22 protein-coding genes are annotated in these 24,204 nt (G+C 59.6%); 10 read left to right on the forward strand and 12 right to left on the reverse strand.

Going from position 1 to position 24,204, the window contains the following annotated elements:
• Nucleotides 1-22: 22 nt before the first annotated feature.
• Nucleotides 23-1,315, reverse strand: a complete 1,293-nt coding sequence (gene glyA, locus LJ738_RS13250; protein ID WP_227786842.1) for a serine hydroxymethyltransferase — start codon at nt 1,313-1,315, stop codon at nt 23-25.
• A gap of 146 nt (nt 1,316-1,461) precedes the next feature.
• Between glyA and LJ738_RS13255 the strand changes: the two genes are divergently transcribed.
• Together LJ738_RS13255 and LJ738_RS13260 are read left to right on the forward strand one after the other, a co-directional pair.
• Nucleotides 1,462-1,950, forward strand: a complete 489-nt coding sequence (locus LJ738_RS13255) for a hypothetical protein (protein ID WP_227786844.1) — start codon at nt 1,462-1,464, stop codon at nt 1,948-1,950.
• Nucleotides 1,947-2,759 (forward strand): anti-sigma factor, encoded by an 813-nt coding sequence (locus LJ738_RS13260; protein WP_227786846.1) that lies wholly within the window; start codon nt 1,947-1,949, stop codon nt 2,757-2,759. Before LJ738_RS13255 ends, LJ738_RS13260 begins: the two co-directional genes overlap by 4 nt.
• Before the next feature lie 165 nt (nt 2,760-2,924).
• Here LJ738_RS13260 and LJ738_RS13265 read toward each other — a convergent pair whose 3' ends face one another.
• From LJ738_RS13265 to LJ738_RS13280, 4 genes are all read right to left on the reverse strand, one after another.
• Nucleotides 2,925-5,495 (reverse strand): T9SS type A sorting domain-containing protein, encoded by a 2,571-nt coding sequence (locus tag LJ738_RS13265; protein WP_227786848.1) that lies wholly within the window; start codon nt 5,493-5,495, stop codon nt 2,925-2,927.
• A gap of 529 nt (nt 5,496-6,024) precedes the next feature.
• Nucleotides 6,025-6,723, reverse strand: a complete 699-nt coding sequence (locus tag LJ738_RS13270; protein ID WP_227786850.1) for a metallophosphoesterase family protein — start codon at nt 6,721-6,723, stop codon at nt 6,025-6,027.
• A 140-nt stretch (nt 6,724-6,863) separates the two neighbouring features.
• On the reverse strand, nt 6,864-7,088 hold the full coding sequence (locus LJ738_RS13275; protein ID WP_227786851.1) for a hypothetical protein: 225 nt from the start codon (nt 7,086-7,088) through the stop codon (nt 6,864-6,866).
• An 81-nt stretch (nt 7,089-7,169) separates the two neighbouring features.
• Entirely contained in the window at nt 7,170-7,673 is a 504-nt protein-coding gene (locus tag LJ738_RS13280) for a hypothetical protein (protein WP_227786852.1), read from the reverse strand.
• A 119-nt stretch (nt 7,674-7,792) separates the two neighbouring features.
• Between LJ738_RS13280 and LJ738_RS13285 the strand changes: the two genes are divergently transcribed.
• From LJ738_RS13285 to LJ738_RS13310, 6 genes are all read left to right on the forward strand, one after another.
• Nucleotides 7,793-8,050, forward strand: coding sequence for a 4a-hydroxytetrahydrobiopterin dehydratase (locus LJ738_RS13285; RefSeq protein WP_227786853.1), 258 nt, complete (start codon nt 7,793-7,795; stop codon nt 8,048-8,050).
• Between the two features lie 107 nt (nt 8,051-8,157).
• Nucleotides 8,158-8,919 carry a 16S rRNA (cytidine(1402)-2'-O)-methyltransferase gene (rsmI, locus tag LJ738_RS13290; RefSeq protein WP_068190649.1) on the forward strand — a complete coding sequence of 254 codons (762 nt, stop codon included), beginning with the start codon at nt 8,158-8,160 and terminating at the stop codon, nt 8,917-8,919.
• Nucleotides 8,834-10,609 carry an apolipoprotein N-acyltransferase gene (gene lnt / locus LJ738_RS13295; RefSeq protein WP_227786854.1) on the forward strand — a complete coding sequence of 592 codons (1,776 nt, stop codon included), beginning with the start codon at nt 8,834-8,836 and terminating at the stop codon, nt 10,607-10,609. The genes rsmI and lnt overlap by 86 nt, the downstream gene beginning before the upstream one ends.
• Nucleotides 10,610-10,665: 56 nt before the next feature.
• Nucleotides 10,666-11,469: an inositol monophosphatase family protein gene (locus LJ738_RS13300; protein WP_227786855.1), complete on the forward strand. Its 804-nt coding sequence runs from the start codon at nt 10,666-10,668 to the stop codon at nt 11,467-11,469.
• 66 nt (nt 11,470-11,535) lie between these two features.
• Nucleotides 11,536-11,757 (forward strand): hypothetical protein, encoded by a 222-nt coding sequence (locus LJ738_RS13305; RefSeq protein ID WP_227786856.1) that lies wholly within the window; start codon nt 11,536-11,538, stop codon nt 11,755-11,757.
• A 138-nt stretch (nt 11,758-11,895) separates the two neighbouring features.
• Nucleotides 11,896-12,237, forward strand: coding sequence for a hypothetical protein (locus LJ738_RS13310; protein WP_068190637.1), 342 nt, complete (start codon nt 11,896-11,898; stop codon nt 12,235-12,237).
• A 93-nt stretch (nt 12,238-12,330) separates the two neighbouring features.
• On the opposite strand, the gene LJ738_RS13315 is transcribed toward LJ738_RS13310, so the two are convergent.
• The 4 genes from LJ738_RS13315 to LJ738_RS13330 form a co-directional block, all read right to left on the reverse strand.
• Nucleotides 12,331-13,353, reverse strand: a complete 1,023-nt coding sequence (locus LJ738_RS13315; protein ID WP_227786857.1) for an SPASM domain-containing protein — start codon at nt 13,351-13,353, stop codon at nt 12,331-12,333.
• Between the two features lie 184 nt (nt 13,354-13,537).
• On the reverse strand, nt 13,538-15,292 hold the full coding sequence (locus tag LJ738_RS13320) for a TlpA family protein disulfide reductase (RefSeq protein WP_227786858.1): 1,755 nt from the start codon (nt 15,290-15,292) through the stop codon (nt 13,538-13,540).
• A 242-nt stretch (nt 15,293-15,534) separates the two neighbouring features.
• Nucleotides 15,535-16,932, reverse strand: a complete 1,398-nt coding sequence (gene radA, locus LJ738_RS13325) for a DNA repair protein RadA (protein ID WP_068190632.1) — start codon at nt 16,930-16,932, stop codon at nt 15,535-15,537.
• Nucleotides 16,933-17,027: 95 nt separating this feature from the next.
• A complete protein-coding gene (locus LJ738_RS13330; protein ID WP_227786860.1) occupies nt 17,028-17,723 on the reverse strand; it encodes a hypothetical protein in 696 nt (231 codons plus the stop codon).
• A gap of 87 nt (nt 17,724-17,810) precedes the next feature.
• Here LJ738_RS13330 and LJ738_RS13335 point away from each other — a divergent pair, with 87 nt between their 5' ends.
• Both LJ738_RS13335 and LJ738_RS13340 read left to right on the forward strand, forming a co-directional pair.
• Entirely contained in the window at nt 17,811-19,229 is a 1,419-nt protein-coding gene (locus tag LJ738_RS13335) for an ATP-binding protein (protein WP_227786862.1), read from the forward strand.
• Nucleotides 19,230-19,252: 23 nt separating this feature from the next.
• Nucleotides 19,253-20,911, forward strand: coding sequence for an NAD(P)/FAD-dependent oxidoreductase (locus LJ738_RS13340; RefSeq protein WP_227786864.1), 1,659 nt, complete (start codon nt 19,253-19,255; stop codon nt 20,909-20,911).
• A gap of 86 nt (nt 20,912-20,997) precedes the next feature.
• Here LJ738_RS13340 and rfbA read toward each other — a convergent pair whose 3' ends face one another.
• From rfbA to rfbB, 3 genes are all read right to left on the reverse strand, one after another.
• Nucleotides 20,998-21,876: a glucose-1-phosphate thymidylyltransferase RfbA gene (rfbA, locus tag LJ738_RS13345; protein ID WP_227786865.1), complete on the reverse strand. Its 879-nt coding sequence runs from the start codon at nt 21,874-21,876 to the stop codon at nt 20,998-21,000.
• A 135-nt stretch (nt 21,877-22,011) separates the two neighbouring features.
• On the reverse strand, nt 22,012-23,019 hold the full coding sequence (locus LJ738_RS13350; RefSeq protein ID WP_227786867.1) for an SDR family oxidoreductase: 1,008 nt from the start codon (nt 23,017-23,019) through the stop codon (nt 22,012-22,014).
• Between the two features lie 97 nt (nt 23,020-23,116).
• Nucleotides 23,117-24,172 (reverse strand): dTDP-glucose 4,6-dehydratase, encoded by a 1,056-nt coding sequence (rfbB, locus tag LJ738_RS13355; protein WP_227786869.1) that lies wholly within the window; start codon nt 24,170-24,172, stop codon nt 23,117-23,119.
• Nucleotides 24,173-24,204 lie beyond the last annotated feature (32 nt).

The following is a 24,204-nucleotide window of genomic DNA, read 5'->3' on the forward strand; positions in this document are numbered from 1 at the left end:
TCACCCTTCACTCAGGCACCGATTAAGCAAAAAGCGGGTAGTCCTGCAGCCAGGTATTCACCCGCTGCCGCACCTGCCCAATGCGGGTGTCGTTGTCGTGGTGGGTCAGGGTTTCGTCAATCAGCTCCACAATGCGAACCATGTCGGTTTCGCCCAGTCCCCGGGTAGTTACGGCGGCCGAGCCGATGCGGATGCCGCTGGTCACAAACGGCGACTTGTCGTCGAACGGCACCATGTTTTTGTTGATGGTGATGTCGGCGCGCACCAGCGTGTTTTCGGCCAGCTTGCCGCTGATGCCTTTCGAGCGTAGGTCAATCAGCATGAGGTGGTTGTCGGTACCACCCGAAATAATGTCGTAGCCCAAGCCCATGAAGCTGGACGCCAGCACCTGGGCATTGCGGGCCACCTGCTGGGTGTAGGTCTTGAAATCGTCGTTCAGCGCCTCGCCAAACGCCACCGCTTTGGCGGCGATGACGTGCTCGAGCGGCCCACCCTGGGTGCCGGGGAATACGGCGCCATCGAGCACCGCCGACATGGGCCGGGTTTCGCCTTTGGGCGTTTTCAGGCCGAAGGGATTCTCAAAGTCTTTGCCCAGCATGATGAGGCCACCGCGGGGGCCGCGCAGGGTTTTGTGGGTGGTGGTGGTCACGATGTGGCAGTGCTCAAACGGCGAGTTGAGCAGGCCCTTGGCAATCAGGGCCGAGGGGTGCGAGATGTCGGCCAGTAGTAGCGCGCCCACTTCATCGGCGGCTTCACGCAGGGCGGCGTAGTTCCAGTCGCGGGAATAGGCCGAGGCCCCGCAGATTATCATCTTGGGCCGCTCGCGGCGGGCAATGTCCTTGATTTTCGACCAGTCGATGAGGCCGGTCTCGCGTTCCACGCCGTAGAAACTGGGCTGGTAGAGCTTGCCCGAGAAGTTCACGGGCGAGCCGTGGGTGAGGTGGCCGCCATGGCTCAGGTCGAAGCCCAGGATTTTGTCGCCGGGCTGCAGGCAGGCCAGCATCACGGCCGCGTTGGCCTGCGCGCCGGAGTGGGGCTGCACGTTGGCCCAAGCCACGCCGAACAGCTCTTTCACGCGGTCGATGGCCAGCTGCTCCACCTGGTCCACAATTTCGCATCCCCCGTAGTAGCGCTTGCCGGGCAGACCCTCGGCGTACTTGTTGGTGAGCACGGAGCCTTGGGCGGCCATTACCTGTTCCGAAACGTAGTTCTCGGAGGCAATGAGCTCGAGGCCGTGGGTTTGGCGGGTTTTCTCCTGCGCGATGAGGTCGAAAACGGCGGTGTCGAGAAGGCGGGCGGGGGCGGCTGTTTGCATAAAGCCAAAGGTAAGACGCGCCGGGGGATGCGGCTATTTGGTGGATTGGGGAATTAGCAGATTGCCGGTTATGGCTTCGGCCCGTCCCGAAAATAACCTCATCTGCTATTTCCGTTGTTACTTGCCAGTGCCTTAGTTATTCAGTCATGTCTGCGCCTCTCGCCGAAACCCTTACCCAGCTGCGCGTCGGCAATCAGAAGTTCCTGATTGACTTTTACCAGAGCAGCCGGCACCTGTTTGCCCGCTGGGCCCAGCGCCAGCTCCGGCTAGCCCCGCCGCAGGCCCACGAGCTGCTGCAAGACACCCTGCTCGACTTCTACGACCAGGTAGCCGACGGCCGCCTCACGCTGATGCCCGCCGACCTGCGGGCCCACGTCTACGGCATGGCCCGGCTGCGCCTGGCGGCGCACGTGCCCGCCCACCAGCCCCTGCCGGCCGCCGAAGCCAGCCGCCGCCAGCGCCTGCTGGCCCAGTTCAGCCAGCTCGGCGCTGATTGCCAGCAAGTGCTGACTTACTTTTACTTCCGTGGCTACCATTTCGAAATGATGGGGGGCAAAATGGGCTACGCGAATGCTACCGTGGCCCGCATCCAGAAAAGCGCGTGCCTGCGCAAACTTTACGAGCTGTTGAAATGAGTCTACCGACTCCGTCTCCCGACCTGCGCCCTTATTTCGATGAGCTGGAACGCTTCGCCGACGGGCAAATGCTGCCGGAAGAGCAGGAAGCTTTTGAGATGCGGCTGGAGCAGGACGAGGCCCTGGCCGACGCCCACGCTGCCTACGAGCAGCTAACCGCCGACCTGCGGTGGGCTGCCGGCCACGACACCCTGCGCCTGCGCCTGCAGGCCCTCGACGAACGCATGAACCAGCGCGGCGATGCCTTGGAGCGCGCCCACCGCCTGGTGCAGCGCCGGCAGCGCCGCTGGGCCGTGCTGGGCACCGTGGGGCTGGTGCTCTTGCTGAGTGCCGGCATAGCCGCCTGGTACTTCAGCCGGCCCGACCCCGCCCGGCCCGCGCGCAACTGGGAGGCCTACTACCAACCCGACCCCGGCCTCACCGTCACCACGGGGCTGCTGCATACCCGCCCCCTGCTCAGCGAGGCTCTTGACCAGTACCAGGCCGGCCACTATCCGGCGGCCCTGCACTCGCTCGGCCGCGTGTCGCCGGCCAAAGTCGGGGCCGATACGCTGCTGTATTTGCGGGGACTCATCCTCCTGCGCGAAGGCCAGGGCAATGCGGCTCAACTCTACCTCCGCCGCGTGAGCGAGGAAGGCCGCGGCGAGCTGGCGCGCCGCGCCCGCTACCACCTGGGCATGGCTTACTGGCAAGCCCAGGAACGGGCGCAGGCCTTGGCTGCCCTTCGCGCTGTGGCCGCCGATTCCCTCAGCCCTTACCGCGCCTCGGCGCAGCAGGTAGTGGCCGCCCGGGTATTGGAAAAAGAGTAGCCCGGCCTTTTCCGGGTCTTCTACCAAGGGCACATAATTAGGATACGTATTTCATGATGCGCTCTTTCGCCAAGCGGCAGTAAAGTCAGCCCAATAAAAAAGCCCCGGCCGAATAACGGCGGGGCTTTTTTGCTGAGGATACGCAGGCGCCTGGGGCGCTGCGCTTTATTCTTTTACCACACGCTGGCGCAACACCTGGCCATTTATCGTAGCGGTGAGAATGTAGCTGCCGGCCGCGCAGGTGGGCTGCACCTGCCGCACGCCGCTGGCTACCTCCTGGCGCCATACCTCGCGGCCCATAATGTCGATGAGACGCAGGGTAGCGGAAGAGGCCGTTGGGCTGGTGAGGGCCACCGTGAAACCGGAGGCAAACTGAGTGGGATAAGCAGCAAACGAAGCCACTTGCGCATCAAAGTTCAGCAGCTGGGGCCCGTAGAAAGTGGCCGCTTCGTTTTGGTCCACCTGCCGCAGGCGATAGTATCGGGCCCCAACTTTGCCTTCAGCGGCATCCACAAACCGGTAGCTCTGGGCGGAGCTGCTATTGCCATTGCCCGCAGCCTCAACAAACCCGATTTCCTTAAAGCTTTTGCCATCCAAGGACACTTCGATACCGAAGCCGCGGTTGTTGTGCTCCGAAGCCGTGGCCCAGGTGAGCACGGCATTGCGGCCCTGGCGCTCTGCCTGGAAGGCCGTGAGGCCTACCGGCAGCGGGTTGGTCACGTCGCCCAGTGTCCAGCGGGAGAAGGTGGTGGTGCTTGCGTACGAGAGGTCATTCACTCCATTGAGCACCGCAGAGCCAGTGCTGAGGCTGCTCATGCCTTTGTTTTGCCAGGTAGTGCCACCATTAACCGACTTGAAGAACTGCAGGTTGGCGGGGGCAATACCATTTAGCTCATGGTCAAAATACTTAAAGGTCATGTTTACGCTTACGCCCGTGGTGGTTGCAGGAGCTATATCAAAGTAACGCAAGATGCCTTGGCGGCCACTCACCCCAATGGGAGCAGTGCCTGTTACACGTGTCACTTTGGTTGTGCCTGGTTGCGCGGAGCTTGGCAATAATTGCACCGATAAGCCAACGCCACCAAATTGTTCGGTGGTGTTACTATTTGGTGTACGTGTCGCTATTATAGTTCCCAGCACATAGCTGGATTCCGTTTCGGTGAGATTAGCAGACGTACCTAACTTAATACGGTAAGAAGGGCCCGTAGCAAGCACACCATTAATCATTTGAATGCCATTGAATACATCAGCATCATCCGTAAAGGTCATGGGACCGACACCGTTTACTTCCAGATTGAAGTACAGACCGCCACTTACACTTTGCGGACCGGTACCCGTAAGCCTCACTTTGCCGGTCGAACAGCTGAATTGCCCGCTGTTCTGCATATTACCTTTGATTTCGATGTCGCCTAAGGTCTGGGCGAAAGTGCCACTGTTAATAAAATTACCGGTGATAAGCATATTACCTCCCGTATGATTGATAATACCAGCGTTATTCAGGTCGCCTGCTACAGTTGTAAGGCCACTTTCTACAACCATCAATTGTTCGTTACTCACAGTGAAAGAATTTAACACAGTGGTAGCACGACTTACAAGATTATTGACACCACTTGTACCACTATTTTTCAGGAAGGATGCGGTATTCGCATTCAACTCGCAGCGGCCAGTAGATATTTCAAAGGCGGTGAGAGCGGCAGAGCTCGCAACGGTCAAGCTCACGTTGCTCACAGTGTTACTGGTTACAACGTTGGTCAGGGTGGTGCTGCTTCCGCAGTTCATTACAATGCCGCGAAAGTTTTGGGTACCTGTGTTTTCCCAGATACCACCTGATGCGCCAGCGGCTTTTCCACCGATGAAGTTACCGGTAATGGTCACGTCGTTGGCACCGCTGCCGGGGCGAAAGTCAATTCCGGTTTGAGCGGTGCTGGGGGGCGTTGACTGGTTGTTGTAAATGCTGTTGCCGCTTATAGTCCACCTGTCACCGTTACCCGTTGCCACTAGTACTGCCGTACCAGTGAAATCAAATAGCTCGTTATCACTTAAAGTAAAGTCGTCATTGGCTCCCCTGCCCATATTGGCCGCGTACAATAGGTTAGTTGGTAATTGACTTGAGTTGGCATTGGCCACGAAGCTTTGGGTAAGCGTGTTGTTGTCATTGCCAGTAGTGATGCCATTGCCGATTTCTACAACTCCGCTGGTCGACGAGCTAGTTGAGCCCAACAATACGACTTCGCGAACTACGTTATGCGAAGCATCATCTTTGAATACGAGTGCGGGCAATGCTGGGTCCGACTGCCGAATGGTGAGCGCGCGAGTCCTACCAGCGGTTCCGTTATTACTGCTGTTGCCGTTCAGCGTGATATAAGTGCTTCCACTTCCAAACGTTACCGTTCCATTAATAGCCGTGGTGGTATTGGCTGCAGGACGAATGGTGAGGGTATTCACCGCAGAAGCTTTTTTGTCCAAGACTACATCTTCAGTGTAGCTATTATCTACCAACTGTAACTCATAATCTTTATCGAGTATCGTTGGAATTGCTGTCAAAGCAGCCGCAATAGTGGGATAATTAGCTCCATTAGCTGTACCAACTTTGTAAGTCCTGCTCTGTGCGTGGCCGGCGAGCGGCGATAGCAAGCCGAGGAATAATCCCAGCAACTGCCAACGCTTCCGGGTCAATAGCGAAGCTGCTGGCAGCGACGCAAAAGCATTCATAGGAGATGGTAAGATGTGTTTCATGGGGCAGAACTGAATGAGACAAAACGGAGCTAAATAATTTTAATGGCTGCTTTTTATGGGTTTGTTCAGGTATAATGGTCAGGCCAACTTTGCTCTTGGTTTTAGGCACAAGCATTGCCTTCTGGCAATACTCATACTAGTAAGTGCAGAGAGAACTGAATAACCTTTACTAGGTGCAGAAGTAGGGCAGAATATAATTTATCAAACCTATTGCCTACTCGCATTAGACGCAATAGGCAGCGCAATATGCACTTGGCATAGTACAATTTTATTGTTATTTTATTCCCGCAATCCAATTGCTATCGAACAATTCTTCAATTATATTTTCTATTAAAGGCACCATTTATATTCAATAATATATTTATTACAATTAATAGCATTAGCAGATTTTATTTCTCAACGCTCCTCTTGTCGACCAACTTTTCATGAGTGCCCCTGGCCACTCGCAGGCCCCCCATTCGCATAATGCAAAAGCCGCCGCTGCACATTTCGAGCAGCGGCGGCTTTTGCATTATGCGAATGGTTGATGTTAACGCTTGCCGATGGCGTAGGGCGGCTCACGGTTGGCGACCAAGGTCAACTCCCAGGTATCGAGGTTGAGGGCAGCCAGGTGCGCGAGCTCGGGGTTGTGCCGGTACACGCAGCCGGTATCCAGACCCAGCACTTCGGGACGGGCGCTGGCCTTGGCGAGCACCTGGGCCGTGGGAGTGGGCACGTGCCCGTGCAAGAGGCGTTTGCCTTCGATCCGTGAGGGGTCGAACACAAACTTCTTGATGTTCAGCATGGTGCTGTAATCACGCCGCATTTCGGCGGGCGGCAAGGCAAAGTTGTAGCCGGCGTGTACCAGCACAAAGTCATCCAGCTCAATTTCGTACGGCAGGGCCGCCAGCCATTCGAGGTAGCGCGCCGGGATATCGGCCATGCGCCGCACGCCAAAGCTGCGCAATGTGGGCAGGCGGCCGCGGGGTCCCAGCCAATCCCAGCGCCAGCGGTGGCGGGAGGAGTCGAGCAGGGCCTGGTCGTGGTTGCCCCGCAGGCAGTGCACGCGGAAGCCGGTGGCCTGCAGCTGCATGAGGTAGTCGAGGACGCCGCGGCTGTCGGGGCCCTTGTTCACGTAGTCGCCCAGCAGGTACAGCTCGTCGTCGGTGGTCAGGCGAAGTTCTTCCTCCACCAAGTAGCGGAAGGTTTGCAGGCAGCCGTGCAGGTCGGTGGTGGCGTAGCGGCGCACAGAAAGATGGACTTGATAAGAAGCAGGAACGTCATGTTGAGCTGGCCGAGGCGCCTCGCCGGAAAAGTAACAAATTACTATCGCGGCAGCGCTGATTCGGCCAGCTCAACATGACGTGCTGCTTGTGAGACCGGGTCTTACTAGTGCCCGCCGCCGTAGGCCGGGCGGTCTATTTCTGGCTTGTCGAGGTTGCGGTTGGGATGGCGCAAGCCGGCATCGATGGCCTCCTGCTCCAGGCGGGCCTGCGTGGCCTCGTCTAGTTCCAGTGCGGGCAGGTCGCCGGTGCCCTGGGGCAGGCCCTCGCCCGCCGGAGCGCCTTTGTTTTCACCGGATTGCTGGTTGGTGTTGTTGCTTTTGTTCGGCATGATAAGAGAAGGTTAGTAAGTGAAAAACAGGAAAGGAATCGGGATTTTCTGGCTTTGTAACCGGTTATCAGCAGCCCAATGCTACTGGTCGATGGCCGTGTCGGACGCGTTGGGGTCGTTCAGCTCGGCGTTGGTATCGGTACCGGTAATGGGCTGGATGGGGCGCGGCTCCATTTGGCCCATGCCCACGCGGGAGTTGGGATTGCGCATTTCGTCCACGCCGGGGCGCAAGTCGTGCGCGTCGAGTTCGTCCACCGGGCGGCCCGAGGGAACTATCGACTCGGTGTACTCGGAATCAGCGGGCATGTCCTGGTTGGGCCGGTCGGGGCGGCCTTCGTCGGTAGAGCGCATGTTGTCGTGGGGCGGGCTCATGCGGTCAGCGGTTTCGTTTACCGACAAGGCGGTTTCGCCGCCCGCGCTGTCGGTGCCAAAGCCTTCTTTGCCGTCGCGGTTGCCAAAGCCGCCGCGGGCCGCTTCGTTCTTGGGCGGATCAGCGTTGGGAATGTGGTGGCCGGCCTCCATTTCTTCATTGGTTGTGTCGTCGTTGATAACGCGAATGGGGCGATTGTTCGGGTCGATGGCCATTGTTTTTAATGAAAAGTTGATGAAGCGACTAAGAGTAAGGTGTACTTTAGTTTGGCCGTTTGGGTTGTGCTTCACAAGCCCATTGCACCAGCTCTGAATGCGACAATTTGCCTATGTCTATGTGGACCGAAACCGACAATAGCCTCCGCCGCAGCTTCCGCTTTGCGGATTTCAAAACCGCCTTTGCTTTCCTCACCGAAGTGGCGGCCGAAGCCGAGCGGCTCGACCATCACCCGTGGTTCAGCAATGAATACAACGCCGTCGAATTTCGCCTCCGCAGCCACGACGCCGGCAACACGGTAACCAAGCGCGACCACCGCCTGGCAGAAGCCATCGATGCGGTGGCTGCACGTTATGCCACACTGAATGAGGAATGAGGAATGAGGAATGAGGAATGAGGAAGTTCGAGCACTTCAGCTCAATTCTTCATTCTTCATTAAGCGAAGCGTCATCCCTCATTAAGCGCAACGGCTACCTTTGCTTTATGCCCAACACGGTCCTTTACCTCGTGCCTACGCCTATCGGCAATCTGGAAGACATTACCCTGCGGGCCATCCGCATTCTGGGCGAAGTGGGCACGGTGCTCTGTGAAGATACCCGCACCAGCGGCCGCCTGATGCAGCACCTGGGCCTGAAGAAGCCCCTGCTCTCCTACCACCTGCACAACGAGCACCAGCAAGTGCCCCGGCTGCTGGAGCGCCTGGCCAAGGGCGAAACCATGGCCCTGATTTCGGATGCCGGCACGCCCGGAATTTCCGACCCGGGGTTTCTGTTGGTGCGCGAGTGCCTGGCGCAGGGCTTGGGTGTGGAGTGCCTGCCGGGCCCCACGGCGTTTGTTCCGGCGTTGCTCAAGTCGGGGTTTGGGGCCGAGCGGTTCACGTTTGAAGGCTTTTTGCCGGTGAAAAAAGGGCGGCAGACGCGCTTACGGGAGCTGGCGTCGGAAACCCGGACCATGATTTTTTACGAGTCCCCGCACCGCATCGTGAAGACGTTGGGCCAGCTGGCCGAGGTGCTGGGGCCCGAGCGGCCAGCTTCCGTGAGCCGCGAATTGACCAAATTATTTGAAGAAACCGTAACCGGTACGCTCGCCAGCCTCGAGGCTGACTTTGCCGCTCGTACTACTATTAAAGGAGAAATTGTCGTTGTCGTCGAAGGAAATCTTGCCCCGCCCGTCCGCGAGCCCCGCCCTGGCCGCGAAGACCGATACCGCCGCGCCGACGGCGATGCCCCCGACAGCGAAGACTAGCCGGCTCCCGCGCCCGGCGGTGCTGGCTGTGCTGGGCGCCTTGCTGCTCTGGGGCGGCTGGCCGCCGCAGCCCTCGGCGCCGCTGTCGCTGCTGCTGTTTGTGGGCTGGGTGCCGTACCTGCTCATGGAGCGGCAGCTCACGCTGAAAGGTGCCAGCAAGCGACGCGTGTTTGCCTACACCTACCTGTTTTTGGTGCTCTGGAACGCGCTGACCACGTGGTGGGTGAGCTACGCGGAGCTCACCGCCGGCATTGCCGCCGTGGTGCTCAACGCGCTACTGCTGTGCCTGCCGCTCATGGCCTTCCGCCAAACCAAGAAGCGCCTGGGCAACCGCATCGGCTACCTGTCGCTGCCCATTTTCTGGATTGCTTTCGAGCAGCTGCATCTCACCTGGGACCTGACCTGGCCATGGCTCACGCTGGGCAATGGCTTCGCGGCCGCGCCGCAGTGGGTGCAGTGGTATGAGTACACGGGCTTTCTGGGCGGCTCGGCGTGGGTGTGGGTTGTGAACCTGCTGTTCTTTCTTGAACTGATAAATCGCATTCCAAGACTGGGCTGGTCAACCACAACGAGCGGCACGGTTACCAAGGATGCGTCTGCCAACAGACCGATAATAGCGGGCCCGGCTATCCGGCGTGCGCCCTTCGTCTTTCCTGTATTGGCCATCATTATTCCCATCCTACTATCTTATTTTATTGGGACAACCTACCAAGAAAAAGGGCCCACGGCCGAGGTTATCGTAGTGCAGCCCAACCTCGACCCCTACGTGGAGAAGTTTGAAGGCGGCGCCAAATTCGTGCCTTATGAAGACCAGCTCACCCGGTTGCTGAGCTTGTCGGAGCAGAAACTCACGCCCCAGACGCGCCTCGTGCTGTGGCCCGAAACAGCGCTGGAAGAGTCGTACTGGGAAAACACGATTGAGAGCAACCCCAAAATCCGGCGGGTACGGCAGTGGCTGGCGCAGCACCCCGGGGTGGCGATGCTCACGGGCATCACCACTATCAACTCGTACGCCAACAAAGACGCCGCCAGCGAAACCGCTCGCTACCGCGACGACTTGGGCTACTACGACATCTTTAATACCGGCGCCTACTTCGCCAACGCCACTGCGCCCATTGCCTTCTACCACAAGTCGCGCCTAGTGCCTGGCGTGGAGAAGATTCCGCCGGTGTTGGCCTCGGTTATTTCCCATATCGACTTGGGCGGCACCGTTGGCAGCGTCGGCAGCCAACCCGAGCGCACCGTGTACCCCGCGCCGACCAATGCGCCCGCACTACGGGTGGCGCCGGTTATCTGCTACGAATCCATTTACGGCGACTTCGTGGCCGAATACACCCGCAATGGCGCCACGCTGCTCGGCCTCATTACCAACGACGCCTGGTGGCACGACTCGCCCGGCTACCGCCAGCTGCTGCGCTACGGCGCCCTGCGCTCCATCGAAACACGCCGCGACCTGGCCCGCTCGGCCAACACCGGTTTCACGGGCTTCATCAACCAAAAAGGAGAAATCACGCAGCTTGAGCCAGCTTGGATTCCGGCCGCCAGCCGCGGCACCGTGCACCTCAACGACGAGGTAACGTTTTACGCCCGGTATGGGGAGCTGATTGGGCGCGGCTCGCAGGTGCTGGCGGTGCTATTGCTGGCAGTAGCAGTGTGGGTAGGCTGGCAGAAAAAGCAGCTGTCCCGTTAAAAGGCCCACTCCCATGCTTGCTCGGCAGGCCTTTGAATTTCCCTACAGCTCCACTTATGCCCACTGATTTCATTACGCTCTCCCTCGACCTTGCGGCCCTGTGCCGCACCACAGCCCAATTTATCCGTCAGGAAGCCGCTACGTTCGACCGCGGCAAAATTGAGCACAAAGGCGTGCACGACCTGGTGAGCTACGTGGACCAAGAAACCGAGCGCAAGCTGGTGGCCGGTCTGCGCCAGCTGCAGCCCGAGGCGGGCTTCATCACCGAAGAAGGCACCGCCGGCCCGGACACCCACACCGAGGAATTCACCTGGATAATTGACCCACTCGATGGCACCACCAACTTCGTGCACGGCCTGCCAGTCTATTCCATCAGCGTGGCGCTGCTGCACCGGAAAGAGCTGGTACTCGGCGTGGTGCACGAGGTAAACCGCGACGAGAGCTTCCGGGCCGTGCGCGGCAGCGGTGCTTTTTGCAACGACCGGCCCATCCGCGTGACCGACATTCCTGAGCTAAATAGCTCGCTCATTGCCACCGGCTTCCCCTACAAGGACTTTGGCCAAATGGGAACTTACCTGCAAGTGCTCGGCGCTTTCATGAGCCGCAGCCACGGCGTGCGCCGGCTCGGCTCCGCAGCCGTGGATTTGGCTTACGTGGCCGCTGGCCGGTACGAAGGCTTCTTCGAGTTCAACCTCAATTCCTACGACGTGGCGGCGGGCATTTTGCTGGTCCGTGAAGCGGGTGGGCACGTCACCCAGTTTCTGGAAGACGGCGACCCACTGTTCGGCCGCGAAATTGTGGCCAGCAACGGCTGCCTGCACGCCGAAATGCAGCAGACCATTCGCGAGTTTTGGCAATAACCCAATCCTGTCCTAAAAGGCGTCCCGGCCCGCAAACTATTCTCTTTCCAACGCAGTTTCTTTAGCATGCTCCTGCTCGCCCTCACCTCCGTCGAAATTCAGTATTTTCTGATTGCCGCTTTGTTTGTGGCAGCGGCTTTCTACGTGGGCCGGATTTTCTGGCGGGCGTTTTTCAGCAAGACGGCGGCCGGCTGTGCCAAAGGCTGCGGCGGAGCATGCGGCTCGCTCGACGTAGACCAGCTTCAGCGTACCATCGAAGCGCGCACCGCCGCCCAAGCGCGCCGCTAATCGCCCCCGCTGCTTCGCCCACATTTTCTCGTGACTTAGATAACCCGCCCCCGCCCCGGCTGCGTATAGCCGACGCGGGGGCAGGCTGCGTTAGTGCGTTGCCGCCCCGTCTTTACTCTCCTCAAAACACTCACCGCCATGCAGGACAAAGAAGAAGAACGCTCACTCGTGAACGTTGAAAACAAACTGAACAAGGATGGCTTCACGCAGGATTTCAACGTTGTGGACGGCCGTCTGCAAACCATCGGCAACGACTCGAACAAGAGCTACGCCCCCGACGAAGTAACCATTGTCGATTTCTACCGCTTTGAGGGCGAGAGCAACCCCGACGACATGTCCATTCTCTACGCCATCGAAGCCAACGACGGCGTGAAAGGCACCATCTCTTCCGCCTACGGCGTCTACGCCGACACCGAAACCGACGAATTCCTCAAGCAAGTAGAAGACTTGGGCAAGAACCTGATGAAGGGACACAAGTAAGTAGCCTTTGGCTTGATTAATAATGAAGAATGGGGAATGAAGAATTGGTCGTTGGGCTAATTCTTCATTCCCCATTCTTCGTTTTAATTGATTTTACCCCCACACTTTGGTGCCTTCCGAGCAGTTGCGGCACATCTCAATCTGGTCGCGGCCTTTGAGCAGGCTGCCGCGAAACTGCTGGTATTTGGGGCCGCGCCAGAGCTGGCGGAAAGTTTCGGTTTTGAGGTCGCCCTGACGGTATTCCGCGTCTTTGTCGAAACAGCAGGGCACCACCAGGCCATCCCAGGTAATAACGCAGGAGTGCCACATCTTCCAGCAGTGGTCTACCAGCTTGTTTTTTAGGCTCCAGGTGCCGTTGGCGTTGTTCTGGTAGCGCGAGTAGTAGTCGATGGTGGGAATGAGGGGCGAGCCGTGCTCGTGGTCGTAAATCTGCGCGGTTTTAAACCAGACGTCGTCCACGCCCATGGCTTCGGCCAACTGCTTGGCGTCGTCAATCTGGTGCTCGTTGGGCCGCACCACCAGGAACTGGAATATGATGCGCGGCGTGCTCGACTTCAGCTCCTTGCGCCACTTCACGATGTTGCGTGTGCCTTCCAACACTTTCTCCAGCTTGCCGCCCACGCGGTACTGCTGGTACACTTCCTGGGTGGTGCCATCGAGCGAGATGATGAGGCGGTCCAGGCCGCTTTCCACGGTGCGGCGGGCGTTCTGGTCGTTGAGGTAGTGGGCGTTAGTGCTGGTGGCCGTGTAGATGCCCTTATCGGCGGCGTACTTCACCAGGTCCAGAAACTGCGGGTGCAGATACGGCTCGCCTTGGAAGTAGAAAATCAGGTACCACAGCCGGCTGGCCACTTCGTCAATCGTCTTCTTAAACAAGTCGGCTGGCAGCATGCCCGTGGGCCGCGTAAAGGAACGAAGCCCGCTGGGGCACTCCGGGCAGCGCAGGTTGCAGCTGGTGGTGGGCTCGAAGCTGAGCGCCATGGGCAGCCCCGCGAGCCGGGCCTTGCCCGTGATTTTGCTCAAGATGTAAGAGCCCACGATTTGGGTAGCGTTCCAGATGCGGAGCGGCGTGGCTTTGGACAGAACGTTGACGCCGTCGGCGAAGGGGAAGGGCATAAGAAGCGCGGTAGCTCGGGCGTAACGAATAGAAGAAAGATAGGTTGGGCTAAAAATACGTCATCCTGAGCGCGGGGGAGGTCCTTATCCGGGTAGCGCCAGGTGGAGAGGGGACCACCTAAACAATACCAACGGAATAAGGTCTTTCCCTGCACTCAGGATGACCAATAATTTATTGCGGGCTCTACTTTTTGGTAGAGGGGAAATCGATGGCGCTGGTGTAGGTGCTGGCTTTGCCGAATGATTGGTTGATTTCGTCGATGGCCGCGCGGCTGCTCAGACGCTTGGGCTTGGTGTTGAGGAACGTACCGTCTTCCCCGACCAGCATGTAAGTCGGCACCTCCTGCAGCGCATAAGCCTGGGCCACGTCCGAACGCAGGCCCCCGCCGGGCACGCGCACCTGCACGCCGGGGAGTTTCTTCACGGTCACGAGCTGGCGCCAGGCTTGCTCGTTTTCATCCAGGGCAATGTTGATGAAGGTGATGTTCTTGCCTTCAAACCGGCGAATCAGGTCCTGCGCATAAGCCAGGTCGCGCAGGCACAAGCCATTGGTGGTCTTCCAGAAGTTGAGGTACACCAGCTTGCCGGCGAAATCGTGCAGGTGCACCGTGTCGCCGTTGGCAGTGGCCAGCTTGAAATCGGGCGCGGGCGCTCCAATCGCAAAGTCCTTGTGCCGGTCAAAGTCGAGCTGCAGCGTGGGGTAGTACTGGTTCTTGGGGTCGTAGGTCTGGAAGTCGGCCAGCATAGCGGCCGACTGCTTTACGTGCCCAAACCGGAACGACTCCTGCAGAATGCGCCCCAGGATAATGGCCCGCGTGGGGCCGGTGAGCTTCTTGCTTGCCAGCGCGTAAGACGCTGGGTAGAAGTCGGGGTCAGTGCGCAGGTGCTTTTCCTGGGCCACGGCAAAGTGCACGTAGTTGAGCAGGAATTCGTGGTACAGCTCGCTCTGAGCCGCGTTGGGCTCGTTGAGCAGGCCGGGCTCCCGCAGGAAGTTGTAGTAGTCGGGGGCCATCTTCAGGCGCCCTTCGGTGTTCACCACCTGCTCGCGCAGGTCCTGAAACGTCAGGCGGTCGTTGGCATAGGCATATACCACTTCCGCGCGGGCATAGTTGTAGAACTCCTGGGTAAACGACTGCTTAGCCGCGTGGTCTTCCAAAAACTCAAACTCGTGCTTGCGGCGGTACTCCAGGAACGACAGAAACGGGGCTTCGTAGAGCTGGATGTTATCCGGCAGCACCTGAAAACCATCGTTTTCAACGAACTGCGCATCCGCTTCCACGAGGTAGTTGTTGGCATTGGCCGCTTGCTGGCGGTGGCGCTGCTCGTCGTTTAGGTTCGAGCGGTTGCGAAGCTTGGTAGTAAAGCCCGTGGGCACGTCGTTGGCCTTGAACTTCAACGTGCTCGACATGTCGTTGCCCTTGAAGCGCACGTCCATGTCGGTGCCGGGGTCCAGAAACAGCGGCGCCACGTCGTCGCCGTACACCAAGTCGGCTTTGGTTGCGCCGCTTACCGGCACCACCAGCTTAAACTCGCCTTTTTCGTTTACGGCCGTCCGAATCAGCTTCTCCTTGGGGTCGAGCGGGTTTTCCCGCAGCGAAACGGACACCGTATCGGTGGTGGGTCCGCTCACGCGGCCCGTGAGGATGGCCTTGCCCATTGGTACGGGCGCCACCGGAGCCACGGCCGGTTTGGTTGGTACTGCGGCCGCTGCCGGAGCGGGCTTGCCTTGGACAGCTGCCGGGGCGGGAGCCGCCTTACCGGGCACAACACTAGTCGCGGGAACGGCCTTGCTCGGCGCCGGGCTGGCAACCGGCACCGGCTTCTTCTGCGCGGGAACCGCCACTGGAGCAGGCTTGCTCTGCCCATGGCTCAGCACCGGCGCCAGCAGCAGCGCCGTGCCCAGCAGGCGGCGCGCACAGGTGACAAAGGATGACATCATATCACGAAAAACTAGCGGCCGACGACCACTAAGGACCGCCAAAAACCAACCAAAAAAAACACAACTATTACCGGCCTTGAATATGAATTCGCGGTAAAAGCATATCAGCAATCCGAAGATAAGGCTTTTTGATTTATAAAATACAAATCTGGCATTTGTCATTTATTAGTGGTCGTGCTTGGGCCAGCTTCGGCGGTTGTTCGTGACAGCAGCCATGGGCTGATTATCAGCACCATTTTCCCTTAGCCGAACAAGCCGTTCAGCACCTCATCGAGCCGGCTGACGGCTTGTACTTTTAATCCAAACCGCGCCAGGTCCAGCCCTTTACCGTTGAAGTGCGAAACGTACATTTCCCGGAATCCTAATTTCTCGGCTTCCGCCAGCCGCTGGTCGAGGCGCGACACGGCGCGGATTTCGCCACTCAGCCCAACCTCAGCGGCCAGGCACACATCGCCGGGAATTGGCAGGTCGTTCAGCGACGAAACCACGGCCGCGCACACGGCCATGTCCAGCGCCGGGTCGTCGAGGCGCAGGCCGCCGGCAATGTTCAGGAACACGTCGTGCTGGCCCAGCCGCAGGCCGGCGCGCTTCTCCAGCACGGCCAGCAGCATCTGCAGGCGCTTGCTATCGAAGCCGGTGCTGCTGCGCTGCGGCGTGCCATAGGTAGCGGGCGTGACGAGGGCCTGCACCTCCACCAGCAGTGGGCGGTTGCCTTCCAGCGTGGCGCCGATGGCCATGCCGCTCAGGCTCTCGGCGCGTTGCGAAAGCAGGATTTCCGATGGGTTGCTTACCTGCCGCAGGCCGTCGCCCTGCATCTCGTAAATGCCCAGCTCCGAGGTGCTGCCGAAACGGTTTTTGGTAGTGCGCAAAATGCGGTAGCTCATGTGCCGGTCGCCCTCAAACTGCAGTACAGTGTCCACCATGTGCTCCAGAATTTTGGGGCCAGCAATGCTGCCGTCCTTCGTGATGTGGCCAATGAGCAGCACCGGCGTGCTGGTTTCCTTGGCAAATTTCAGAAACTCGGCGGTGCATTCGCGCACCTGGCTCACGCTGCCCGCGCCGCTCTCCACCAGCGTGGAGTGCATGGTCTGGATGGAGTCGATGACCAGAATATTGGGCTGGACCTGGTCTATCTGCCGGAAGATATTCTGGGTGTTAGTTTCCGTGAGAATGTAGCAGCCGGGGTGTTGGCCGTCGGCCATGCGCTCGGCCCGCATTTTTATCTGGGCCTCGCTTTCCTCGCCGCTCACGTAGAGCACCTTCATCTTGCGCAGGCTCAGGGCAATTTGCAGCATCAGCGTGCTTTTGCCAATGCCGGGCTCGCCGCCAATGAGCACGATGGAGCCGGGCACCAGGCCGCCGCCCAGCACCCGGTTCAGTTCCCCGTCGGGAGTGATGATGCGGGGCTCGTCTTCGGCCAGGATGTCGCCGAGCGGCACCGACTTCGCGGCCTTGGTAAGGTTGCCGCCGGGCACGGTGCTGGCGGGCTTCCACTGGCCCGTGGTGGTGGCCACGGTTTCCTTCTGCACCACTTCCTCCACGTAGGTATTCCACTCGCCGCACGCGGGGCAGCGGCCTATCCATTTTGCCGATTGGGCACCGCAGGATTGGCAGAAAAATACGGTTCTAGCTTTGGCCATGAAAAGGCTTTTCAGATGATTAAGGCAATAATTTACAAGGCCAGCGCGGCTAAAAAAGTTGCCTTTAAAGCCTGTTAAGCGCCAGCCATCCCAGTTTATTTCGCCGGAAAGTGCGCGTTGTATTCCTGCACCAGCGTTGGCATATTCTTGTATTCGGCCCCTGGGGCCTGCTGCCGGACGCGGGCGGCCAGCTCAGGATAATCGGCAAAAGCAGTGGCCATCAGGGCTGCAAAGGCCTTGCCCGAGCGCGGCACTTCCTGAATGGTCCCGCCCGTGGGCTGCACGTACCAGAAGTATTTGTCGTGTGAGCCCACCGGAATGACAGCCACCCCTACCGGCAACGGAATGGGAATGTACAGGTCGGCTTTGGTGATGAAATAGCCGTAGGTTTTGGTGCCGGCGGCAGGGGTCATGTTTTCGGCCAGCATGCCCAGGGGCTTGCCGTTTTTGGTGAGGGCATCCAGGGTGTGGCCTTCCACTACCATGGTTTTGATGCGCTCAATGGCCAGTGCCTTTATGGGCGGATGCGGCAGCTGGTCGGGCGGCGTTTCGTAGCACTCCACCTGCTCATGCATGAAAAGGGCGTAGCTGGTGACGTAGCCGCGTACCTGCTTGCCGCTCAGCAGGGTAAACAGGGCCGGTGCGTAGGTGATTTTGGCGTTGCGAGCTGCCCGCACCGAGTCGGCGTGGGTGGCTACGCGGGCCGGCCGCTGGGCCTGGGCCGACGCCGTGGCACCAACTAAAACTGCACCAACCAAAAGCAGTCGGCCACTGGAGTAAGGGAAAGGCATTATAAGCAATAAGGGTCAGGTAGAAACCGGCAGGCAAGGTAACCTTTGCCGCCCCAACAACCGGCGCTCATTCGGGTTGTGAGAGGTATGACTTCCTCTCCTGCCCTCACCACCGCCGAGTTAGCCACTATCACGGCCTTTGCTGGCTTGCCCGATGAAACGCTGGCGTGGCTGCTGGCTCACGGCGAGCAACGCGAATTCGCGGCCGACGAGACCATTGCGGAGGCCGGCTCCACTGCCGATTTTCTGATGGCCGTGCTGCACGGCGGCATCCAGTTCTACGCCCTGCAAGGCAGCCAGCGCACCCCGGTGTTTCGCGCCGAAACGGGCCAGGTGTCGGGCGTGCTGCCCTATTCGCGGCTGCGCGAGATAAAAAACCAGGGCGTGGCCGCCGGTGATACGCAGCTGTACCTGCTGCACCGCGACCTGTTTCCCGCCCTAGAACACGTCAGCCCCGACCTTACCCAACGCCTGGTGGCTATCATGAATGACCGCAGCCGCGACCAAGTGCGGGGCCAAGAGCGCGACGACAAACTGCGCGCCCTGGGCAAGCTCTCGGCCGGCCTGGCGCACGAGCTCAACAACCCCGCCGCCGCCATTGCCCGCGCCGCCCACGCGCTGGCCGAGCGCGCCGCCACCCAGCCCCACCTACTGAGCCAGCTACTGGAGCTGAGCCCTAACCCGGCCTCGCTGTGCGCCTTTGCGGCGCTGGCGGCGCCCATCCCCCCAGCCGACCCGCCCGCGCCGCGCCGCTCGCCCCTGGAACAGTCGGAGCGCGAAGACGAGCTCGCCGACTGGCTCACCGAACAGGGCGTGGCCGACGGCTACCGCCTCGCGCCCGGCCTGCTCGAAATGGGGCTAACTGAAAAAACCCTGGCCTCCGCAGCCGAAGTACTGCCCCTGGCCGCCCGCCCCGTTGCGTTTGCCTGGCTGGAAAGCCAGCAGACTACGCTCCAACTTATCCGCGAGGTGCAGGAAGCCGGCAGCCGCATCAGCAAGCTGGTGGCCGACGTGAAAACCTACTCCCACATGGACCGCGACAGCGGCTTCGAGCTGCTCGACGTTACGGCCGGCCTCGACAGCACGCTCAACATGCTCGGCTTCCAGCTGCGCCAGAAAAATGTGCACCTCGTGCGGGATTATGCGCCCGATGTGCCCCAGGTGCGCGGTCAGGTCAGCAGCCTCAACCAAGTGTGGACCAACCTGCTCGACAACGCCATCGATGCCCTGCCCGAGCACGGCGGCGAAATCAAATTGAGCGTCCGGCGAGAAGCCGATTTCGTGCGCGTGTTCCTCATTGATAACGGGGCCGGCATTCCCCCCGCCGTGTTGCCGCACATCTTTGAGCCGTTTTACACCACCAAGCAGGCCGGGGCGGGCTCGGGGCTCGGGCTCGATATAGCCCAACGCATCATCCGGCAGCACGACGGCCGGCTGGAAGTTAGCTCGCAGCCCGGGCGTACCGAATTTTGCACCTGGCTGCCAGTAGCCATGCCCCTTGCGTAACTTTCTCCCATCACCTTTCCGCAATGGCTGCAAAAAACCCCATTATTCTAGCCGTCGATGATGACCCGCAAGTGCTGGCCGCCATCGTTCGCGACCTCCGCAAAGAGTTCAGCGAGGGCTACCGCATTCTGCGCGTCGGCTCCGGCCCGGAGGCCCTCACTGCCATCCAGGAGCTGAAAGCCAAGGAGGAGCCGCTGGCCCTCATCATCGCCGACCAGCGCATGCCCGACCTGGAAGGCGTGGAGCTGCTCACAGCTTCCCGCGAGCTATTTCCGGATACCAAGCGCGTGCTGCTCACGGCTTATGCCGACACCGAGGCGGCGGTGCGGGCCATCAACTCGGCCCGGCTCGACCATTACTTGATGAAGCCCTGGGACCCGCCGGAGCACCTGCTCTACCCCATTCTGCGCGACTTGCTGGTGGCCTGGCAGGCCACGCACAAGCCCAAGTATGGCGGCGTGCGGCTCATTGGCTTTCAATGGTCGCCGCTTTCGCACGAGCTCAAGGACTTTCTGAGCGGCTACATGGTGGGCTACCAGTGGCTGGACTACGAAACCAGCGCCGAAGCCAAGGAACTGGTGAAAGCCAAGGGCTTTGAGGCAACCGATTTGCCCATCGTCATTTGCACCGATGGCACAGCCGTGGCAAACCCCTCCAAAGCCGCCCTGGCCGACCACATTGGCATCGGCAACAAGCCTTTGCAGGACATGTACGATGTAGTAGTGGTGGGCGCCGGCCCCTCCGGCCTGGCCGCCGCCGTGTACGGCGCCAGCGAGGGCCTCAAAACCCTCATCATCGAACGCCAGACGCCGGGCGGGCAGGCCGGTACCAGCTCCCGCATCGAAAACTATCTGGGCTTTCCCACCGGCCTGAGCGGAGCCGAGCTGGCCTTCCGCGCCTGGACCCAGGCCGTCCGCCTCGGAGCCGAGTTTCTCGCGCCCCAGGAGGTGGCCGAGCTCTGCATCCAGGATGGCTACAAAGTCCTCACCCTCAGCGATGGCCGCAAAGTAAACACCAAAGCCGTGGTGCTCACTACCGGCGTGAGCTACCGCACCCTCGACGTGCCGGGCATGGACCGCCTCAGCGGCGCGGGCGTGTACTACGGCGCGGCCCGCACCGAGGCCCGCAGCTGCGACGAGCAAGACGTGTACATCGTGGGCGGCGGCAATTCGGCCGGGCAGGCCGCTATGTACCTGGCCACCTACGCCCGCAAGGTATTCATCGTCATTCGGGGGGTCAGCCTGGCCGCCAGCATGTCGGCTTACCTAATTGAGCAAATTCACAACACGCCCAACATTGAGCTGCTGCCACATTCGCAAATCAAGGAGGTATGCGGCGCCGACCACCTCGAAGCCGTGATGGTCGACATCAACGGCACGGTAGAGAAGCGGCCCGCCCGCGCCCTATTCGTCTTTATCGGGGCCCGGCCCAGCACCGAATGGGTGTGCGAGCAGGTGGTGTGCGATGGCAAAGGCTTCCTGCTCACCGGCCGCGACCTCGTGACCGACCCGCGCTACCCCACCATCTGGAAAAAAGAGCGAGAACCTTACCTACTCGAAACTTGCGTGCCCGGCATCTTCGCCGCCGGCGACAGCCGCTCCGGAGCCATGGCCCGCGTAGCCTCGGCCGTAGGCGAGGGCAGCATGGCCATCAAGTTCGTGCACCAGTATCTGGACGAGTAAGGCTGTGCTTAACGAAGCAGGAGGAGCTAAGAATTAGCACAACGACCAATTCCTCACTCCTCCTTCTTTATTATATTAAGCGTCATCTATTCGGCCATCACCAACTGCTCGGGCAAGTGCATCAGGTAATCGCCGTAGCCACTTTTGCGCAGCGGAGCCGCAATTGCCCGCAGCTGGTCGGCGCCGATGAAGCCTTGGCGATAGGCAATTTCCTCTATCGCGCCCACCTTCAAACCCTGGCGCTGCTCAATCACGCGCACAAATTCACCGGCCTGCATCAGGCTTTCAAACGTGCCAGTATCGAGCCAAGCCGTGCCGCGGCCGAGGATGCCTACTTTCAGCGTGCCGCGCCGCAAGTACTCGCGGTTCACATCGGTGATTTCGTATTCGCCACGCGGGCTCATCTCCAAGTTTTTGGCGATTTCAATAACGTCGTTGTCGTAGAAATACAGACCGGGCACCGCATAGTTGCTCTTGGGCTGAGCGGGCTTCTCCTCGATGCTCAGCGCTTTCTTATCACCGTCGAACTCCACCACGCCATAGCGCTCGGGGTCGTGCACGTGGTAAGCAAACACCACCCCACCTGTGGGGTCGCTGTTGGACTTCAGCAGCTCTTCCAGGCCAGCGCCATAAAAGATGTTATCGCCAAGCACCAGGGCCACTTTATCATCCCCAATAAAATCAGCACCAATCACAAAGGCTTGGGCCAGTCCATTGGGCACTTCCTGCACAGCGTACTGAAAATCACAGCCCAGGTTCTTGCCGTCACCGAGCAGCTTCTGAAATTGCGCTTGGTCGTGGGGCGTGGTGATAATCAGCACTTCCCGAATGCCAGCCATTAGCAAAATCGACAGTGGGTAGTAAATCATCGGCTTGTCGTACACCGGCATCAACTGCTTGCTCACGGCCAGCGTGAGCGGGTGCAAACGGGTACCGGAGCCGCCGGCGAGAATAATTCCTTTCATAGGGACTGTCATGTTGAGCAGAGCGAAACATCTTATCAAGCTCGCACCGCATGGATTGGTATTTCTGAGAAAGGCAGCCGTGATAAGATGCTTCCTTGGCTGACGCCGACCTTCGGTTCGTCAGATGACAAACAATTAGTTGCGCTCGGCAATAAACTCCTGGTTGGCCTTGAACCACTCCAAGGTCTGGCGCAGGCCTTCGCGAATGCGAATTTGAGGCTCGTAGCCCAGCAAGTTGTTGGCCTTGGAAATATCCGCCAGAGAGTCGCGGATGTCACCAGCTCGGTCAGGGCCAAACTTGGGCGCCAGGTCGGAGCCTGCTTCTTCACGCAGGATATCGTACATCTCCACCAGCGAAGTCCGGTCGCCCACCGCGATGTTATAGACCTGCCCCAAGGCCTCGGGCTTCTGCACCAGCGCGGCCCGGATGTTAGCCTGCACGCAATTCTCCACGAAGGTGAAGTCACGGGTCTGGCCACCGTCGCCGTTGAGCGTAGGCGGCTGGTTTTGCAGGATGGCGTCGATAAACAGCGGAATCACCGCTGCGTAGGCCCCACCCGGATCCTGCCGGGGGCCGAAGATATTGAAGTAGCGCAAGCCGACGATTTCCATGCCGTAGGTACGGGCAAACACGTCAGCATACAGCTCGTTGGCGTACTTGGTGACGGCGTAAGGCGAAAGCGGCTTACCAATCCGGTCCTCCACTTTGGGCAGGCCGGGGTGGTCACCATAAGTCGAGGATGAGGCAGCGTACACGAAGCGCTTCACGCCCGCGTCTTTGGCGGCGGTGAGCATCTGGACAAAGCCGCCCACGTTCACGTCGTTGGTCAGCACCGGGTCTTTAATGGAGCGGGGCACCGAGCCAAGAGCGGCCTCATGCAGCACCACATCGACCCCGGCGCAGGCCGCGGCGCAAACCGCCGCGTCGCGGATGTCACCGTCCATGATTTCCAAGGCCGGATTACCAGCAAATAGCGCCAGGTTTTTTCGGAAGCCGTTGGAGTAATTGTCCAGCGTGCGCACCTTTTTAACGCCGAACTTCAGCAGGTACTCCACAATATTGGAGCCGATAAAGCCCGCACCACCGGTGACCAAAAAAGTAAGATTGTCGAGCGGCCGCTCGTGAAATGGGGTTTCGTACATAAGGTCAGTTAACAGTTATCAGTGAGCAGTAAACAGTTATTCAGCAGGCTATCGAACGAGACTGTTCACTGCTCACTGATAACTGTTAACTGAAGCGTTACCGCCCCGCGTACTGCTTCTGGTTATACTCCTGATACGCACCGCTGGTCACACTGTTCAGCCACTCCTCGTTGGCCAGGTACCAATCCACGGTTTGCGCCAGCCCTTGCTCGAAGGTCACGCTTGGTTTCCAGCCCAACTCATTCATGATTTTGGATGAGTCGATGGCATAGCGCATGTCGTGGCCCGCGCGGTCGGTTACGAACTTGATGAGCTTGCGCGAGGTGCCTTGCTCCTGGCCGGTTTTCTCGTCCACTACATCGCAGAGCAATTCGATGAGCTTGAGGTTCTGCCACTCATTCACGCCGCCGATGTTGTACGTATCGCCGTTTTTGCCCTTGTGGAACACCGCATCGATGGCCGTGGCGTGGTCTTTCACGAAAAGCCAGTCGCGCACGTTTTCACCTTTGCCGTACACGGGCACCGGCTGGCCGGTGCGCAGGCGGTGAATGGCCAGCGGAATCAGCTTCTCGGGGAAATGGTTGGGGCCGTAGTTATTTGAGCAGTTGCTCAACTTAATGGGCATGCCGTAGGTATGGTGCCAGGCGCGCACAAAATGGTCGGAGCTGGCTTTCGAAGCCGAGTAAGGCGAACGGGGGTCGTAGGCCGTTTCTTCGGTAAACATCTCGGGGCCGAAGTCCAACGAGCCGTATACTTCGTCGGTGCTCACGTGGTAGAATACGTGGCCGTCGTAGCCGCCGGGCTGCCAGAGGTTGCGGGCCGCGTTGAGCAGGTTTACCGTGCCGATGACATTGGTTTTCACAAAGGCCATCGGGTCGGTGATGCTGCGGTCCACGTGCGACTCAGCCGCCAGGTGAATCACCGCGTCGGGCTCTTCATTGGCAAACAGCTGGTCGACAAACGCCTGGTCGGCAATATCGCCCTTGATGAAACGGTAATTGGCAGCGCCTTCGATATCGCGCAGGTTCTCCAAGTTGCCAGCGTAAGTCAAGGCGTCGAGGTTAACAACCTGGTAGTCCGGGTACTTGGTCACGAACAACCGAACGACGTGAGAGCCGATGAAACCGGCGCCGCCGGTGATGAGGATTTTCATGTGTTTAAATGGTTTGTCATGCTGAGCGCAGC

It is taken from the genome of Hymenobacter plasmatis (assembly GCF_020711255.1).
Classification (GTDB): domain Bacteria; phylum Bacteroidota; class Bacteroidia; order Cytophagales; family Hymenobacteraceae; genus Hymenobacter.

What these genes read in the sequence shown, in the direction of transcription:
- glyA (WP_227786842.1), bottom strand. Translation starts at nt 1,315, where the DNA reads ATGCAAACAGCCGCCCCCGCCCGCCTTCTCGACACCGCCGTTTTCGAC.
- LJ738_RS13255 (WP_227786844.1), top strand. Translation starts at nt 1,462, where the DNA reads ATGTCTGCGCCTCTCGCCGAAACCCTTACCCAGCTGCGCGTCGGCAAT.
- LJ738_RS13260 (WP_227786846.1), top strand. Translation starts at nt 1,947, where the DNA reads ATGAGTCTACCGACTCCGTCTCCCGACCTGCGCCCTTATTTCGATGAG.
- LJ738_RS13265 (WP_227786848.1), bottom strand. Translation starts at nt 5,495, where the DNA reads ATGAAACACATCTTACCATCTCCTATGAATGCTTTTGCGTCGCTGCCA.
- LJ738_RS13275 (WP_227786851.1), bottom strand. Translation starts at nt 7,088, where the DNA reads ATGCCGAACAAAAGCAACAACACCAACCAGCAATCCGGTGAAAACAAA.
- LJ738_RS13280 (WP_227786852.1), bottom strand. Translation starts at nt 7,673, where the DNA reads ATGGCCATCGACCCGAACAATCGCCCCATTCGCGTTATCAACGACGAC.
- LJ738_RS13285 (WP_227786853.1), top strand. Translation starts at nt 7,793, where the DNA reads ATGTGGACCGAAACCGACAATAGCCTCCGCCGCAGCTTCCGCTTTGCG.
- rsmI (WP_068190649.1), top strand. Translation starts at nt 8,158, where the DNA reads ATGCCCAACACGGTCCTTTACCTCGTGCCTACGCCTATCGGCAATCTG.
- LJ738_RS13300 (WP_227786855.1), top strand. Translation starts at nt 10,666, where the DNA reads ATGCCCACTGATTTCATTACGCTCTCCCTCGACCTTGCGGCCCTGTGC.
- LJ738_RS13305 (WP_227786856.1), top strand. Translation starts at nt 11,536, where the DNA reads ATGCTCCTGCTCGCCCTCACCTCCGTCGAAATTCAGTATTTTCTGATT.
- LJ738_RS13310 (WP_068190637.1), top strand. Translation starts at nt 11,896, where the DNA reads ATGCAGGACAAAGAAGAAGAACGCTCACTCGTGAACGTTGAAAACAAA.
- LJ738_RS13315 (WP_227786857.1), bottom strand. Translation starts at nt 13,353, where the DNA reads ATGCCCTTCCCCTTCGCCGACGGCGTCAACGTTCTGTCCAAAGCCACG.
- LJ738_RS13320 (WP_227786858.1), bottom strand. Translation starts at nt 15,292, where the DNA reads ATGATGTCATCCTTTGTCACCTGTGCGCGCCGCCTGCTGGGCACGGCG.
- radA (WP_068190632.1), bottom strand. Translation starts at nt 16,932, where the DNA reads ATGGCCAAAGCTAGAACCGTATTTTTCTGCCAATCCTGCGGTGCCCAA.
- LJ738_RS13330 (WP_227786860.1), bottom strand. Translation starts at nt 17,723, where the DNA reads ATGCCTTTCCCTTACTCCAGTGGCCGACTGCTTTTGGTTGGTGCAGTT.
- LJ738_RS13335 (WP_227786862.1), top strand. Translation starts at nt 17,811, where the DNA reads ATGACTTCCTCTCCTGCCCTCACCACCGCCGAGTTAGCCACTATCACG.
- LJ738_RS13340 (WP_227786864.1), top strand. Translation starts at nt 19,253, where the DNA reads ATGGCTGCAAAAAACCCCATTATTCTAGCCGTCGATGATGACCCGCAA.
- rfbA (WP_227786865.1), bottom strand. Translation starts at nt 21,876, where the DNA reads ATGAAAGGAATTATTCTCGCCGGCGGCTCCGGTACCCGTTTGCACCCG.
- LJ738_RS13350 (WP_227786867.1), bottom strand. Translation starts at nt 23,019, where the DNA reads ATGTACGAAACCCCATTTCACGAGCGGCCGCTCGACAATCTTACTTTT.
- rfbB (WP_227786869.1), bottom strand. Translation starts at nt 24,172, where the DNA reads ATGAAAATCCTCATCACCGGCGGCGCCGGTTTCATCGGCTCTCACGTC.